The following is a 14,307-nucleotide window of genomic DNA, read 5'->3' on the forward strand; positions in this document are numbered from 1 at the left end:
ACAACGGTTGTCCTCTTATAGATTCAATGAAATAGAAAATTTAGCCTTCGCCATTGCGGGCTGCTTTCAGCGATTCGGCCACTAAGAATGCCAATTCTAACACTTGATCGGCATTAAGTCGTGGATCGCACTGCGTGCGGTAGCGGCTCGATAAGTCTTCTTCGCTGATTTTATAGGCGCCACCAGTGCATTCGGTTACGTCTTCCCCGGTCATTTCCAGGTGAATCCCGCCAGGATACGTACCCTCAGACTGATGAATGGCGAAGAACTGTCTCAGTTCCTTATGAATGGCGTCGAACGATCGCGTTTTCAAGCCATTGTCAGCTTTTATAGTGTTGCCATGCATTGGATCACTCGACCAGATAACATTGCGACCCTCTTCTTTTACGCGACGCACCAGGCGTGGCATGTTGTCCGCCAGATTGTCTGCGCCCATGCGGGTAATGAGTGTTAAGCGCCCTGCTTCATTATCCGGATTAAGCGCATCGATAAGGCGAATAAGCTCGTCCTCCGGCATTTTCGGCCCTACCTTCACACCAATTGGGTTATTAATGCCGCGCATAAACTCGACATGAGCATGGTCCAATTGGCGCGTACGTTCCCCTATCCAAACCATGTGTGCCGAACAGTCGTAAGGTAAACCTGTAAGAGTGTCGGTACGTGTTAAGGCTTGCTCGTATGGCAGTAATAAGGCTTCGTGCGACGTAAACAGCGACGTTTCATGAATGGTTGCATTGTTATCGGCATTAATACCAAGCACTTCCATAAAGCGCAGTGCTGATTGAATTTCTTCTGCAATTTGCTGATAACGTTCTTTCAGCGGATTTGAAGCTATGAAGCTTAAGTTCCACTTGTGAACCTTATGCAGGTTTGCCAAACCGCCCTGCGCAAAGGCTCGCAGTAGGTTTAAGGTTGCCGCCGAGTGATGATACGCCTTAAGCATGCGCTCAGGGTCTGGTTCACGGGAGGCTTGGTTAAAATCAGAGCCATTAATAATATCACCGCGATAACTTGGCAGGCTGACACCATCAATCGATTCGAAGTCGCTTGAGCGAGGCTTGGCATATTGCCCAGCCATTCTTGCAACTTTGGTCACCGGACATGAGCCAGCAAAAGTCATAACAATGGCCATTTGCAGAATGACTTTAAAGGTGTCTCTTATTTTAGGGGCATTAAAATCACTAAAGGACTCGGCACAGTCACCGCCTTGCAACAAAAAGCCATTGCCCTGACAAACATCGCTGAGCTGATTTCTTAGTGCCCGAATCTCTTCTGCAAAGACTAACGGTGGGAACTGACTTAATTGCCTCTCGACATCATGCAGCTGCTGTTCGTTTTGATAGCTGGGTTGTTGTTGAATTGGCTTATCGCGCCAGCTGCGCGCACTCCACTGTGCCATAAAATTAACTTCCGATTTTTTTGCTCTGTAAGAGGTACGAATGTACGGTGTCCGCCGCTGAAAAGCAACGACTAACGCCGTTGCTCCAGTGCATGAATACGCTCTTCCAAAGGCGGATGACTCATAAAGAGTTTACCAATCGTTGAGCGTTTTCCCTTAATGCCGAAAGCTAACATGGTACCGTCCAGTTCTGATTCGCGGCCTTGCTGCAAACGACGCAACGCCGCTATCATTTTCTGTTTACCTGCTATGTCTGCGGAGCCTGCGTCGGCTCTGAACTCACGCTGACGCGAGAACCACATGACTATGGTGCTGGCCAAAATGCCGAAGACAACTTCCAGCAACATGACTAAGCCATAATAAGCCAGGCCACCACGTTGGTTATCACCGCGTGCAATGGCGCTGGCGATGATCCGCGCAAAAAACATTACAAAGGTATTCACCACACCTTGAATTAAGGTCAGTGTGACCATGTCGCCGTTAGCAATGTGACTGACTTCGTGCGCCAGCACCGCTTCCACTTCGTCTGCGTTCATACTTTGTAAAAGGCCGGTACTTACCGCAACCAATGAATGTTTCTTGCTGCGCCCCGTCGCAAAAGCATTAGGTGATGGAGACTGGTAAACCGCTACTTGTGGCATCGGTATGCCTGCTTTTTGTGCTTGCTGCTGAACTGTTCTTATCAGCCATTCTTCTGACTGGTTCTGAGGCTGTTCAATTACCCGCGCTCTGGTTGACCGAATGGCCATCCAGCGAGATATCCAAAGCGAGACAAACGCACCACCAAAGCCAAATAAAGCGCAGAAAATCAATAACCCGGCAGAGCCACTAGCATCGATTCCGGTCGCTGCAATGACAATATTAAAAACAACACTAACAACCAATAAAATAGCTATATTAGTTGCTAAAAACAGCAGGATTCTTTTCATCCTAGTCTCCGTTATAAATAGTCACAGTTACCGATATGTAGGCGCTTAGCCTTAAGTTCAATACACCAGTGAAAATTTACTGGCTAAATTTTGTGTCTGCCAATCAGGAATATAAGGCAGCACTGCTATCGGTTTTGACCGCAATACAGCGATTAATGTTTCCAGGTTTTCGGTTTGTCTGGGCATGGGAGTTTCTGTCGTTTGCACAGCAATCCAGCCTGCTAAATCACACCCAGACGCTTTAATTGACTGTGCGCTAAGTAACGCGTGATTCAAGCACCCTAACTTTAAGCCCACCGTTAAAATAACTTTTGCAGACAAGCGCTTAACCAGCTCTGGCATAAAGTGAGAATTAGATAAAGGCAACTGCCAGCCCCCTGCACCCTCTATTACTAAAGCATCCACGTTACTTTGACGAATTTCGTCAACCGTCTGTTGAAGCTTATCCAAAGATATTTCTACATTCTCATCAGCAGCGGCAATATGAGGCGCAATTGCAGGTTTAAAGGTATAAGGGTTAACCTGCTTATAGGGCTGAGTAACGTTTGCAACCTTCATTAACGCTAAGGCGTCTGAGTTTTTTAGTTGCCCGTCGGTCATCTCGCAACCGGAGGCAACCGGTTTCATAACAGCGACTTTTTGTCCGCATTCCACTAAATACTGAACAAAGCCGCACGCTACGACTGTTTTACCTGCATCTGTGTCAGTACCAGTTATAAAATAAATATCCATATTAACTATTAATCAACCATACTTAACTAAAACTATATTAACAATATGCCATTCCAAGGGTAATCCACCACTTATTCTGTAAGTTTCATAGGTGTTTGCTAAAGTTTGTAATTTCGATTTAGTCATCAAACCTGAGTTGTTATCTCGTTTTACCAAACTGGCTCCCACCCCTTTTATACTGGTTAGCAAAGCACGTAAATTGGAAAAATGCTGGACGTAATTGTGCGTATAAAAGGTTTTATGCAACCACGGAAATGTTTCTGTCGCTTGGGTAATATCCGCTAGTGTTGAAAAGTTATTGATGTGAGGTTTGTTGTCGACCTCAGCCCAACTGTTTTGTAAAGAAGAAAAGGTACCCGGAAGCAACGTGTTCACCGTGGCAATACCACCGGGTTTAAGCACACGGTAAACTTCCGCAAACGCGGTGTTTAAATCATCCACCCATTGCAGTGATAAATTCGCAAATACCCAGTCGACACTCTCATTGGCTAAAGGCAGCGCAGTCCAATGGCCTTGTAACAAGCTCAAGTGAGGATTTAACGTCTGAGCCTGTGCCAGCATCTCTCTTGAAATATCAATACCAAGGTATTGCTGGCTATAACTCTCAAGCCGCGTTGTTTCAGCGGCGGGACCACAGCCAATATCAACAATTGTTTCCGGACTAATAGGCTTGACTGCGTTGGCGTAGCCCAATAAGTCGTGAGCGGCTTTTCTTTGAATTTCGTCATGCTGAGCATAGCTTATCGCCGCACGATCAAAATGCTGAGCAACGGCTTTATCAAAATTAAGCGGCTTCATAATGCGTTGTCGCGCTCCAGTAACCCGTCCACCACATGCCAAAACTGACTTATATGAGCAGGCTGCATATTGCTGTTTAGACTAAAGCGAATTCGGGGTGAATGCTTAGGTACCGTGGGGTGAACAATGGCACGGCATAAATAACCTAAACTGCTTAGCTCGCCAGCCATTCGCTTGGCAGACTCTTCGCTTTCAAACAGCCAGCTTTGAATTGGAGTTGAAGACTCAATATAGACTAACCCCCGACGAGACATCTCTAATTGAAACTGCTGCGCCAGTTGTGCCAAGTGCTCTCGCTTCTCGCGCCCTTCCTGGTGCTTTATAACCATTAAGGCGGCGCTTGCTGCGGCCGCTTGTGCCGGTGGCATTGCGGTTGAATAGATGTATTCTCTGCAGAACTGAATCAGCGCTTCAATAGTGTCTTGGTCTGCACAAACAAACGCTCCGCCAACGCCAAAAGCTTTGCCGAAAGTCCCTGTCATGATGTCAGCAACGCCCAAATCATTCGATAATGCGCCTTTGCCGCTATAACCAAGAACACCAATGCCATGCGCATCATCCACCATAACTGTGGTGTTCGACTGACGTTTTTTAAGTTCGATTAATTGTGTAATGCCGGCATCATCGCCGTCCATGCTGAAGACACCTTCTGTCACCAGCCAGTCGCCGGGCTTCAGTGCCTCAGCAATGGTCAGTGGTTGACTGTGGGCATAGCGCTTAAACCGCTGACGACTTTGCTTTATACCGTCAATCAAAGACGCATGAACCAGTTTATCCGCGTATATTTTGCTGGTGTCACTAACCAAAGTGCTCAGAACCCCGACATTTGCCGAGAAGCCAGAAGGGAAGAGTAGTCCAGCCGGCTTTTCCAGCCACTCTGAAAGCTCCGATTCGAGCCGTTGGTGCGCCAAACTATAGCCACTTAATAACGGAGAGCCGGTGCTTCCGACGCCCCATTCATTAGCCGCATCAACGAACTGTTTCTTAACTTCTGGGTGCTGACTTAACCCCAGATAATCATTTTTAGAAAAGTCGAGTACAACATTGCTTTCCCTTGCTGCTCGGCAGCGCCGCCGACGCATTTGCGGCGAAGACATTCGTTGCTTAAGTTTCTGGCGTAGCGACTCGTGCATTGGCTGTTAATTTAAGATGCGTCGTAGAAACGAACCGGCTGCTCTTGTTCAGCAATGGCATCTTCAATCACTGCTGTGTGTACCTCGTCATCATAGCCATCGGCCTGCTCTGGCGTAATGCCTAAGCGCTCAAATAAACGAAGATCAGCATCTGCTTCGGGGTTGGCTGTGGTCAGTAGTTTCTCACCATAAAATATCGAGTTAGCACCAGCTAAGAAACATAGCGCCTGCATTTCGTCATTCATATCTTCACGGCCAGCCGACAATCGAACATGCGACTGCGGCATTAGAATACGGGCAACAGCAACAGTACGTACGAACTCAAAATTATCTAAGTCTTCGAGCTTAGCGAAAGGCGTCCCTTCAACTTTCACCAACATATTAATGGGTACACTTTCAGGGTGCTTAGGTAAGTTAGCGAGCTGCACCAACAATGAAGCGCGATCTTTCACACTTTCTCCCATACCAACGATGCCGCCTGCACAAACTTTCATACCAGCGTCACGAACATTGGTCAGGGTATCAATGCGGTCCTGATAAGTTCGTGTGGTAATAATGTCGCCATAAAACTCCGGCGAGGTGTCCAAGTTATGGTTATAGTAATCAAGCCCGGCCTGTTGCAGCAGCTTCGCTTGCTCTGCACTCAGCATGCCCAGTGTCATGCAACTTTCTAAACCCAGCTCTTTAACGCCTTTAATCATTTCCATAATGTAAGGCATATCTCTGTCTTTCGGGTTCCGCCATGCAGCGCCCATACAAAAACGACTGGCTCCTTTGTCTTTCGCCGCTTGCGCTTCCTGCAAGACACTTTCAACGGCCATTAAGCGCTCCCGGTCAAGTCCGGTATGGTAATGCGCGCTCTGTGGACAATATTTGCAGTCTTCAGGACACGCTCCGGTTTTAATAGAAAGCAGCGTACTGACCTGTACTTCATTCGGGTTAAAGTGCTCTCTGTGAACACTCTGGGCTTTGAACATTAAGTCGTTAAACGGAAGCTGTAGTAAATTCTGGACTTCTTCAATGGTCCAGTCATTGCGAATGGCAGACATATTAATAATCTCGTCATTTGAACAGTTAATGTCGCATAGAATATGCGTTATCATTGCTCTGTCAATTTACACAAGAATAGAAACTTTACAACTGGGCAATTTATGACCTCATCAAGCCGTTTAAGTAATGAAGCCTTCGACCGCCAACATTTATGGCACCCTTATACCTCAATGAGCCACCCGCTACCGTCCTATGAAGTGAGCTCAGCAAAAGGTGCCACTATTACCCTTAAAAGCGGCGAGCAGCTTATTGACGGAATGTCCTCCTGGTGGGCGGTAATTCACGGTTATCGTAACCCACGGTTGGATAAGGTTGCCCATCAACAAATTGATACCGTCAGCCATGTAATGTTTGGGGGCCTTACACACGAGCCGGCAATTAACCTGGGGCGACAATTGGTTGATATGCTGCCTTCTCCGTTAGAGAAAGTGTTTATTGCAGACTCAGGCTCTGTCAGTGTCGAAGTGGCCATAAAAATGGCCCTACAGTACTGGCTGGCGCAGTCACGCCCTGAGAAGTCTAAGCTGTTAACCATAAAAGGCGGTTATCACGGTGACACCTTCAAAGCTATGTCGGTGTGTGATCCGGAAAATGGCATGCACAGCTTTTTTAATAACGCCATTGCTACGCAAATTTTTGCTGATGCTCCTGAATTAACACCCGACGATGAATGGGATGAAAACTCTGGCCAGCAGTTGACACTATGGTTCGAACAGTTCCATAAAGAATTAGCCGCCGTTATTCTTGAACCTATTGTTCAGGGGGCCGGAGGCATGCGTTTTTACCACCCTAACTACCTGAAACTTATACGAGCGCTTTGTGATAAATACGAGGTGCTGCTCATTGCCGATGAAATTGCCACTGGCTTTGGTAGAACCGGAAAATTATTCGCCTGCGAACACGCCGAAGTAACGCCCGATATCATTTGTCTTGGTAAAGCGTTAACGGGTGGCTATATGACGTTAGCGGCAACCGTCACGACCGCAAAGGTCGCTGAAACTATCGGGCAAGGCCCTGCTGGTGGCGCGCTCATGCACGGACCTACTTTTATGGGGAACCCCCTGGCTTGCGCTGTCGCATCCGAGTCATTAGCCATAGTTAGTGAAGGCAATTGGCAGCAGCAAGTGAGTACCATAGAGAAACACCTCAAAGAGAAGTTACTGCCTTTAAATGAGCTAAGCTCCGTGCACGAAGCACGAGTTTTTGGTGCTATTGGTGTGTTGGAGATGGAACAGACAATCGACGTCGCTGAAGCGCAGCGTTTATTCATTAAACACGGCGTTTGGATACGCCCTTTTGGTCGGCTGCTTTATATTATGCCGCCTTATATTATTAGCGAGCAGGAGTTATCAACGTTATGCTCGGCAATGGCTGGCTACGCAAAAAGCGTTTAAAAGCCGAAGAAATAAAGTGATAAGCCACCCAGGCAGCTTAAAATAAGTATCACCAGGTTCACCCAAATATGCTGTTTATGCTGCCTAAAGAGCACAAAGTTGAGCGCCAGGCTTATAAGGCTAATCACTAAGCCAATGCAAAGTGTGATAAAAAATAAGTCGCCTAGTGTTATATGCCAGTAATCCCGAACCGGAATACCAAAGATTTGTGTCAGTATGGTATTACGCTCGGGCTTTGCGTAATTAAAAACAATAGTGGCAATAACAAATATGACCCAGCCAGAGATGCATAATAAGCCAAGCACCCTTGACCAAAATGGTACTTTTTTCAAGTCGTCTATAGAGCCCCTTTTCATAATTTTTCTCTCTGTTAACGGGGTTATACTTGAGTCTGCGCCAATCCGAGGTAACATAGCAACCTTTGATTCGCAAAATAGTGTAAATTTCGGAGAATAGAAACCCATGTCGTATGCTTCTGTAGTGGATATTCTGGAAGGCAAAATTCCCGTCGATGAAACGGTAACGGTTCGCGGTTGGGTGCGTACGCGCCGTGACTCAAAAGCGGGTATTTCGTTTATTAATGTGCATGATGGCTCCTGTTTCGAGGCCGTTCAAGCCGTTGTTCCTGCTGAGCTTCCTAACTACAGTAATGAAGTGCAAAAGCTGACAACGGGTTGTTCTGTTGCTATTACCGGTGTGGTCGTTCCTTCTCAGGGGCAAGGTCAATCGTTCGAACTGCAAGCGACGAAAGTCCATGTTTATGGCTGGGTCGAAGATCCAGACACCTATCCAATGGCGCCGAAACGTCACAGCATGGAATACTTGCGTGAATACGCTCATTTACGCCCTAGAACAAACATTACCGGCGCAGTGATGCGTGTTCGTAACTCTTTGTCTCAGGCTATTCACCGCTTCTTTCACGAGAACGGCTATTTATGGGTTAGCACCCCTATTATCACTACGTCAGATTGTGAAGGCGCTGGTGAAATGTTCCGTGTATCAACGTTAGATTTACTCAATGTACCGAAAACAGAAAAGGGTGAAGTCGATTTTTCTGAAGACTTTTTCGGTAAAGAAGCCTTTTTGACCGTATCGGGTCAGCTAAACGTTGAGTCTTATGCGTGCTCGTTGTCTAAGGTCTATACCTTTGGGCCAACGTTCCGCGCTGAAAACTCGAATACCAGCCGCCACTTGTCCGAGTTTTGGATGGTCGAGCCAGAGCTTGCTTTCGCATCACTTGATGATGTCGCTGACTTAGCTGAAGACATGCTTAAGTATGTTTTCAAAGCAGTCCTTCAAGAGCGCCCTGACGACATGGCGTTTTTCGCTAAACGCATTAACTCGGAAGCCGTCAGTCGTTTAGAAGCCATTGTGAACAGCAACTTCGTCCACATGGATTACACAGACGCTATTGAGATTCTGAAAAACTGCGGCAAGAAATTTGAATACCCGGTTGAATGGGGTGTTGATTTACAATCTGAGCACGAACGGTATCTTGCAGAAGAGCACGTTGGCGCCCCGATTATTCTGAAAAACTATCCACGTGATATTAAAGCCTTTTATATGCGTCAAAACGAAGACGGAAAAACCGTTGCGGCAATGGACGTATTAGCCCCGGGTATTGGTGAAATTATTGGAGGTTCTGCTCGCGAGGAGCGCTTAGATATTCTTGATAAGCGCATTGAAGAAATGAACCTACCAATGGAAGAGTATGAATTTTATCGTGACCTTCGCCGCTACGGTACCGTCCCGCATGCAGGCTTTGGGCTTGGTTTTGAACGCTTAGTTGCTTACGTCACCGGCGTACAAAACATCCGCGATGTCATTCCTTTCCCACGGGCTCCCAAAAGTGCTGAGTTTTAACTCAGCACTTTATCTTTTGCTGAAACAAAATACGGTTCAGCATCTTTTTCAGGTTTTATTGGCGTAGGTACAGCAGGCGTGCCTACGTACAAAAAGCCAACAATAGCGTCGTCTTCAGCTAAACCCAGCTGCTCTTTGACGTAATCATCTTCCGCGGTCCAACCGGTACGCCAAATTGCCCCGAGTCCCTGCGCAAAAGCCGCTTGCTGCATGCCATGAGCAGCACAAGCAACGGTACATAGCTGCTCTTCACGCGGTACTTTCGGATGCTCTTGATACCTTAGACAGGCCGCTATCACTAAAGGAGCCCGAAACGGTAATTGCCCAGCCTGCTCAACAATGGTTTCAGAAAAGTCATTAATACGTGCCGCCTGCTGATAGATGTCAGCCAGAATTCCACGATCCTTTCCCTGAAATTGTATAAACTCGTACGGCGCTAACGACATATGATCGGGTGCTCTCACCGCTGACTTTTTTATTAGCTCCAATTGTTCGACACTGGGCCCAGGCTCTATCAGCCGTGGCATTGAAGAGCGCGTTGTTAATAACTCTACTGCATCCATATATCAACCTTTATCATTATGTAACGGTTCGTTACATTCTCCGGCTAGCTTGCATAGACCACTTTCGATATGCTTAAGACATTTCTTAAATAACAATGAGTGATAGCTATGCGTTCAGTGAGCTCAATCTTTAAATATATTTGGCGAATAATCAACGGTACCCGAAAGGTCATTATAAATTTAGTCTTCTTTATTGTGTTGGCTATTTTCCTGGCCAGCATGATAAGTGGCGAAGACCCTATTGAAGTGCCTGAAAACGGCATACTGGTACTTAACCCACAAGGTATTCTCGTTGAAGAAGAAACCTGGGTCTCTCCTATTGATAAATTCTTTTCTGAAGCACTTGGCGGCGGTGATGATATTCCCGAAGTATTAGTGGCCGATGTTGTAGAAAGTATTGAGATGGCTCAGAGCGATGAGCGTATTGGCGCGCTTTACTTAGATCTTCAGGATCTTTACCCAAGTGGCATTAATAAACTGAGCGCTGTTACCGAGGCATTAGAAGAGTTCAGAACCTCAGGTAAGCCCATTATTAGTAACGCCGATTACTATGCGCAACATCAGTATTATATTGCAGCCCACGCTGATCAGCTTTATTTAAACCCAATGGGTGGTGTCGTTTTTGAAGGCCTTGATTACAACCAGGTTTACTTTAAAGAGTTGCTTGAGAAGCTAAAAGTTAAGCCGCACGTTTTTAAAGTCGGTAAATTCAAGGCTGCGGTTGAACCCTTTATTCGTAACGACATGTCAGACGAAGCCCGGGAAGCCAATGAAACGTTATATAGCGAGTTATGGGCCGAGTTTCGTAATAGCGTGACTACCACTCGTAATATCAACCCTCGCTTAACCAGTGGCAAAATTGATGATTACATGGCCGCGTTTGACGAAGCAAACGGCGACATGGCGCGCATGGCGTTAGATAACAACTTAGTCGATGCACTGAAAACACGCACAGAGGTTCGTAATGAGCTTATTAATTTGGCGGGGCTTGACGAAGAGAAGGAAACGTTCAAGCACATTACTTTTGATAACTACCTGACTGCGCAGAAACCACCAATGCCGGCACCAAAAGCAAAAGACGAACCGAAGATCAGTGTTGTTGTTGCGCGAGGCCAAATTGTCGACGGTTCTCAAAAAGCCGGCATGATTGGTGGCGACAGTACCGCTAAACTTATTCGCGATGCCCGTAATGACGAAAACACCAAAGCCATTGTGCTTCGCATTGACAGCCCGGGTGGCAGCGCTTTCGCATCAGAAATTATTCGTCAGGAGTTATTGCAAGCAAAAGAAGATGGTATTCCGGTTGTAGCATCAATGAGTTCAGTCGCAGCTTCAGGCGGTTACTGGATTGCCGCAGATGCTGATAAAATCATTGCTTCCCCTACTACCATTACTGGCTCTATCGGTGTGTTTGGATTACTGATGAACCTGGAAGACAGCCTTGCTGCTATTGGTATTCACAGTGACTCTGTCAGCACCACTGAAATTGAATCCATAAACCCTATGGAAGAAATGACAGACTACCAGCAAACGATGATTCAAAAGTCGGTGGAAAATACCTACGACAACTTCTTAAGTCTTGTCGCTGATGCTCGTAATATGAGCAAAGATGACGTACATGAAATAGCTCAGGGCCGTATCTGGACAGGTCGTCAAGCAATGAAACGTGGTCTGGTTGATACCTTAGGTGACTACGACGACGCCATTAAACTGGCAGCAGAGCTAGCCTCTATTGAAAAGTATGATGTGAATGTTGTTCAGCAGAAATTATCACCACAAGAGCAGTTCTTTGCTGAACTGTTTAACAATAGTGCGGCTAGCGACTTGTTACCTAAGGTGAGCCGTGACAATAGTAGTGATTGGTTATTGAAGCTATTCAGTGACGTACAGTCTGAAACTGCCGTACTGAGAAACTTCAACGACCCGAAAAACGTTTACTCATACTGTGCACTGTGCCCTCAACCGCGTTAGAATAATCGACATTCGTTACTAAGAATGTCGACAGGAGACGCAAGTGCCTCGTAAAAAGATATATGTTGCTTATACCGGCGGAACCATAGGTATGAAAAAATCGGAACAAGGATACGTTCCGGTTGCGGGGCACTTAAGTGATTGCGTACAAAAAATGCCGGAGTTTTTCAGGGAAGAAATGCCGGAATTTGTTATTCATGAATACTGTCCTTTAATGGACTCCTCAAACATGACCCCGGCAGACTGGGTTACTATCGCCCGGGATATTGAGGACAATTACTCGGATTATGATGGATTCGTCATCCTCCACGGTACCGATACCATGGCTTACACAGCGTCTGCCCTATCGTTCATGCTGCAAAACCTCAATAAACCGGTCATTGTTACCGGCTCACAAATTCCTTTAGCAGCACTGCGTTCCGATGGTCAAACGAACTTGCTGAATGCCCTTTACGTTGCTGCTAACTATCCGATTCCAGAAGTCGGCCTGTTTTTTAATAACACCTTATTTCGCGGAAACCGTTCAACGAAATCGGATGCTAATGGCTTTAATGCGTTTTCATCGCCCAATTTCCCCTCGTTGCTGGAAGCTGGCATACAAATTCGCTTAAATGCCGGTCAACTTTCCGAAACAGATGCCAAACCGAGTGAGCTCAACGTGGTTGAAATGACGCCACAGCCTATCGGTGTGGTCATGCTTTATCCGGGCATTTCACCCGACATAATCGACAACCAGTTAAAACAGCCGGTGAAAGCACTTATTCTACAAAGTTATGGCGTCGGCAATGCGCCGCAAAACGATGCTCTGCTCTCTGTTTTAAAGCGCGGTATCGATAACGGCATTACAATTTTAAATTGCACACAGTGTTTCCGTGGGCGTGTCGATATGGACGGTTATGCTACCGGCAATGCGCTGGCAAAACTTGGCTTAGTGTCCGGCTCCGATATGACCATTGAAGCCGCGCTAACCAAGTTACATTACCTACTGTCGCAAGACATTTATCACAATGAAATTCAAAAACTATTACAGAAGAATTTACGCGGCGAATTAACTCCGCCATAATCGAGCACTGACTCAAATCAATAATAATAACAATATTACTATGGCTAAAAATACGTCTCCGGCTTTTGCCTCACGATTAGGCTTTATTCTCGCTGCTGCTGGCTCCGCCGTTGGAGTCGGCAATATATGGGGCTTTCCAACCCAGGCGGCCAGTAACGGCGGAGGTGCCTTTTTACTGGTTTACCTCATTATGATTGCCATTCTCGCCTACCCTATGCTTGTGGCAGAAGTCACCATCGGCCGAATTCGTCAAAACAACCCAATTGAAGCGTTAAGAAATTTATCCGACAAAGCCTTCTTCAGAGGAACCGGAGCTATAGCCGGGGTCGTCGGGCTTATCGTCCTTAGTTTGATTTTAAGTTTTTATGCCATCGTATCCGGCTGGCTTATTTCGTATATGATATCGCCGCTACTTATCTTTGTTGGCCTGCCGGACACTGCCGCATGGTTTGTCGAATTTTCAGAAGCCAGAAATATGGCGACCATGGTCTTCTTTATGCTGTTAACCGTCTACGTGGTGCGTTCAGGTGTCAATAACGGCATAGAACGCTGGTCACGACGGCTCATGCCAATGCTGTTTGTCCTCTTAATTGGTATGTCAGCATACATTCTGACTCAGGAAGGCGCTCTTGAAGGCCTTAAAATGTATTTAGTCCCTGACTTTTCCCAAATTAGCGACCCGCAACTTATCATACGAGCCATGGGTCAGGCCTTTTTCTCATTATCGCTAGGTGTTTGCGTAATGATGACTTACGGCGCCTATCTATCGAACAAAGAGAATATTCCTAAAACAGCCGCCTGGGTTGCTGGTATAGATACCAGCGTGGCCTTTTTAGCCGGGCTTTTAATTTTACCCGCTATGTTCGTTGCTCAGTCCAATGGCGTTCAAATATACGCAGATGACGGTACCCTGCTCTCCGCCGATACACTGGTATTTACCGTATTACCCGCAATGTTTGACACACTTGGAACGGCAGGCTTATTCGTCTCGTTCGGCTTCTTTTTATTGATGGTTATAGCAGCCATTACATCCTCTATTTCTATGCTGGAAGCACCGGTAAACGCATTGCGCGAAGAAGCTCGCTGCGACAGAAGCTCAGGGGTGTGGATAGTCACTCTTATTGTCACCGCTATTTCGACTACAATTATTTATAATTTTGAGGTCTTATTTGGGGCGGTAGTCACATTCAGCACCGTTTATATGCAGCCAATAATGGCTCTGGTGTTCGCTATTATGCTGACTTGGGTCTTACGCCAGAATCACCTGCTGAAAGCTTTAAAGCAAGGTTCACCGGATATCGATAAAAGCTGGTTCTGGAAAATATGGCCCTGGTACGTCAAATTTGTTTGCCCGGTGCTTATTCTTTTGATTATTTGGCAGGGCTGAATCAGTTTAAGGATAAAGAAATAAA

At 46.4% G+C, this 14,307-nt stretch carries 13 protein-coding genes; 5 read left to right on the forward strand and 8 right to left on the reverse strand.

Annotated features, from left to right (window positions below):
* Positions 1 to 40 precede the first annotated feature (40 nt).
* The 6 genes from B3850_RS07725 to bioB all read right to left on the reverse strand — a co-directional run bounded on the left by B3850_RS07725 (position 41) and on the right by bioB (position 6,040).
* Positions 41 to 1,399, reverse strand: a complete 1,359-nt coding sequence (locus B3850_RS07725) for a class II 3-deoxy-7-phosphoheptulonate synthase (protein WP_286911599.1) — start codon at positions 1,397 to 1,399, stop codon at positions 41 to 43.
* A 71-nt stretch (positions 1,400 to 1,470) separates the two neighbouring features.
* Positions 1,471 to 2,328 carry a protease HtpX gene (gene htpX / locus B3850_RS07730; RefSeq protein WP_286911600.1) on the reverse strand — a complete coding sequence of 286 codons (858 nt, stop codon included), beginning with the start codon at positions 2,326 to 2,328 and terminating at the stop codon, positions 1,471 to 1,473.
* Between the two features lie 57 nt (positions 2,329 to 2,385).
* Entirely contained in the window at positions 2,386 to 3,060 is a 675-nt protein-coding gene (gene bioD, locus B3850_RS07735) for a dethiobiotin synthase (RefSeq protein WP_286873230.1), read from the reverse strand.
* Between the two features lie 12 nt (positions 3,061 to 3,072).
* The gene (locus tag B3850_RS07740) at positions 3,073 to 3,858 is read right to left on the reverse strand and encodes a methyltransferase domain-containing protein (RefSeq protein WP_286873227.1); all 786 of its coding nucleotides are present in this window, start codon (positions 3,856 to 3,858) and stop codon (positions 3,073 to 3,075) included.
* Positions 3,855 to 4,991, reverse strand: a complete 1,137-nt coding sequence (locus tag B3850_RS07745) for an aminotransferase class I/II-fold pyridoxal phosphate-dependent enzyme (RefSeq protein ID WP_286873225.1) — start codon at positions 4,989 to 4,991, stop codon at positions 3,855 to 3,857. The genes B3850_RS07740 and B3850_RS07745 overlap by 4 nt, the downstream gene beginning before the upstream one ends.
* A gap of 11 nt (positions 4,992 to 5,002) precedes the next feature.
* Entirely contained in the window at positions 5,003 to 6,040 is a 1,038-nt protein-coding gene (gene bioB, locus B3850_RS07750) for a biotin synthase BioB (RefSeq protein WP_286911601.1), read from the reverse strand.
* 102 nt (positions 6,041 to 6,142) lie between these two features.
* Between bioB and bioA the strand changes: the two genes are divergently transcribed.
* Entirely contained in the window at positions 6,143 to 7,435 is a 1,293-nt protein-coding gene (gene bioA, locus B3850_RS07755) for an adenosylmethionine--8-amino-7-oxononanoate transaminase (protein WP_286873222.1), read from the forward strand.
* On the opposite strand, the gene B3850_RS07760 is transcribed toward bioA, so the two are convergent.
* Positions 7,432 to 7,791: a hypothetical protein gene (locus B3850_RS07760; RefSeq protein ID WP_286873220.1), complete on the reverse strand. Its 360-nt coding sequence runs from the start codon at positions 7,789 to 7,791 to the stop codon at positions 7,432 to 7,434. The genes bioA and B3850_RS07760 overlap by 4 nt on opposite strands.
* 106 nt (positions 7,792 to 7,897) lie before the next feature.
* Here B3850_RS07760 and asnS point away from each other — a divergent pair, with 106 nt between their 5' ends.
* Positions 7,898 to 9,298 (forward strand): asparagine--tRNA ligase, encoded by a 1,401-nt coding sequence (gene asnS, locus B3850_RS07765; protein WP_286873219.1) that lies wholly within the window; start codon positions 7,898 to 7,900, stop codon positions 9,296 to 9,298.
* Here the strand turns inward: asnS and B3850_RS07770 are convergent.
* The gene (locus B3850_RS07770; RefSeq protein ID WP_273267429.1) at positions 9,295 to 9,861 is read right to left on the reverse strand and encodes a nitroreductase family protein; all 567 of its coding nucleotides are present in this window, start codon (positions 9,859 to 9,861) and stop codon (positions 9,295 to 9,297) included. The genes asnS and B3850_RS07770 overlap by 4 nt on opposite strands.
* A 108-nt stretch (positions 9,862 to 9,969) precedes the next feature.
* Here B3850_RS07770 and sppA point away from each other — a divergent pair, with 108 nt between their 5' ends.
* From sppA to B3850_RS07785, 3 genes are read left to right on the forward strand one after another with little or no spacing between them, the layout of a single operon-like run.
* Positions 9,970 to 11,832: a signal peptide peptidase SppA gene (gene sppA, locus B3850_RS07775; protein WP_286873214.1), complete on the forward strand. Its 1,863-nt coding sequence runs from the start codon at positions 9,970 to 9,972 to the stop codon at positions 11,830 to 11,832.
* A 43-nt stretch (positions 11,833 to 11,875) separates the two neighbouring features.
* The gene (gene ansA, locus B3850_RS07780) at positions 11,876 to 12,895 is read left to right on the forward strand and encodes an asparaginase (protein WP_286873211.1); all 1,020 of its coding nucleotides are present in this window, start codon (positions 11,876 to 11,878) and stop codon (positions 12,893 to 12,895) included.
* 40 nt (positions 12,896 to 12,935) lie between these two features.
* Positions 12,936 to 14,282 carry a sodium-dependent transporter gene (locus tag B3850_RS07785; RefSeq protein ID WP_286911602.1) on the forward strand — a complete coding sequence of 449 codons (1,347 nt, stop codon included), beginning with the start codon at positions 12,936 to 12,938 and terminating at the stop codon, positions 14,280 to 14,282.
* Positions 14,283 to 14,307: the final 25 nt, after the last annotated feature.

Origin of the sequence: Idiomarina sp. UBA4520 (genome assembly GCF_002388365.1) — a bacterium.
GTDB lineage: Bacteria > Pseudomonadota > Gammaproteobacteria > Enterobacterales > Alteromonadaceae > Idiomarina > Idiomarina zobellii.

Coding starts and splice junctions, on each gene's coding strand:
- B3850_RS07785 (WP_286911602.1), top strand. CDS start 12,936: ATGGCTAAAAATACGTCTCCGGCTTTTGCCTCACGATTAGGCTTTATT.
- htpX (WP_286911600.1), bottom strand. CDS start 2,328: ATGAAAAGAATCCTGCTGTTTTTAGCAACTAATATAGCTATTTTATTG.
- B3850_RS07745 (WP_286873225.1), bottom strand. CDS start 4,991: ATGCACGAGTCGCTACGCCAGAAACTTAAGCAACGAATGTCTTCGCCG.
- bioA (WP_286873222.1), top strand. CDS start 6,143: ATGACCTCATCAAGCCGTTTAAGTAATGAAGCCTTCGACCGCCAACAT.
- B3850_RS07740 (WP_286873227.1), bottom strand. CDS start 3,858: ATGAAGCCGCTTAATTTTGATAAAGCCGTTGCTCAGCATTTTGATCGT.
- asnS (WP_286873219.1), top strand. CDS start 7,898: ATGTCGTATGCTTCTGTAGTGGATATTCTGGAAGGCAAAATTCCCGTC.
- B3850_RS07725 (WP_286911599.1), bottom strand. CDS start 1,399: ATGGCACAGTGGAGTGCGCGCAGCTGGCGCGATAAGCCAATTCAACAA.
- sppA (WP_286873214.1), top strand. CDS start 9,970: ATGCGTTCAGTGAGCTCAATCTTTAAATATATTTGGCGAATAATCAAC.
- B3850_RS07770 (WP_273267429.1), bottom strand. CDS start 9,861: ATGGATGCAGTAGAGTTATTAACAACGCGCTCTTCAATGCCACGGCTG.
- B3850_RS07760 (WP_286873220.1), bottom strand. CDS start 7,791: ATGAAAAGGGGCTCTATAGACGACTTGAAAAAAGTACCATTTTGGTCA.
- bioD (WP_286873230.1), bottom strand. CDS start 3,060: ATGGATATTTATTTTATAACTGGTACTGACACAGATGCAGGTAAAACA.
- bioB (WP_286911601.1), bottom strand. CDS start 6,040: ATGTCTGCCATTCGCAATGACTGGACCATTGAAGAAGTCCAGAATTTA.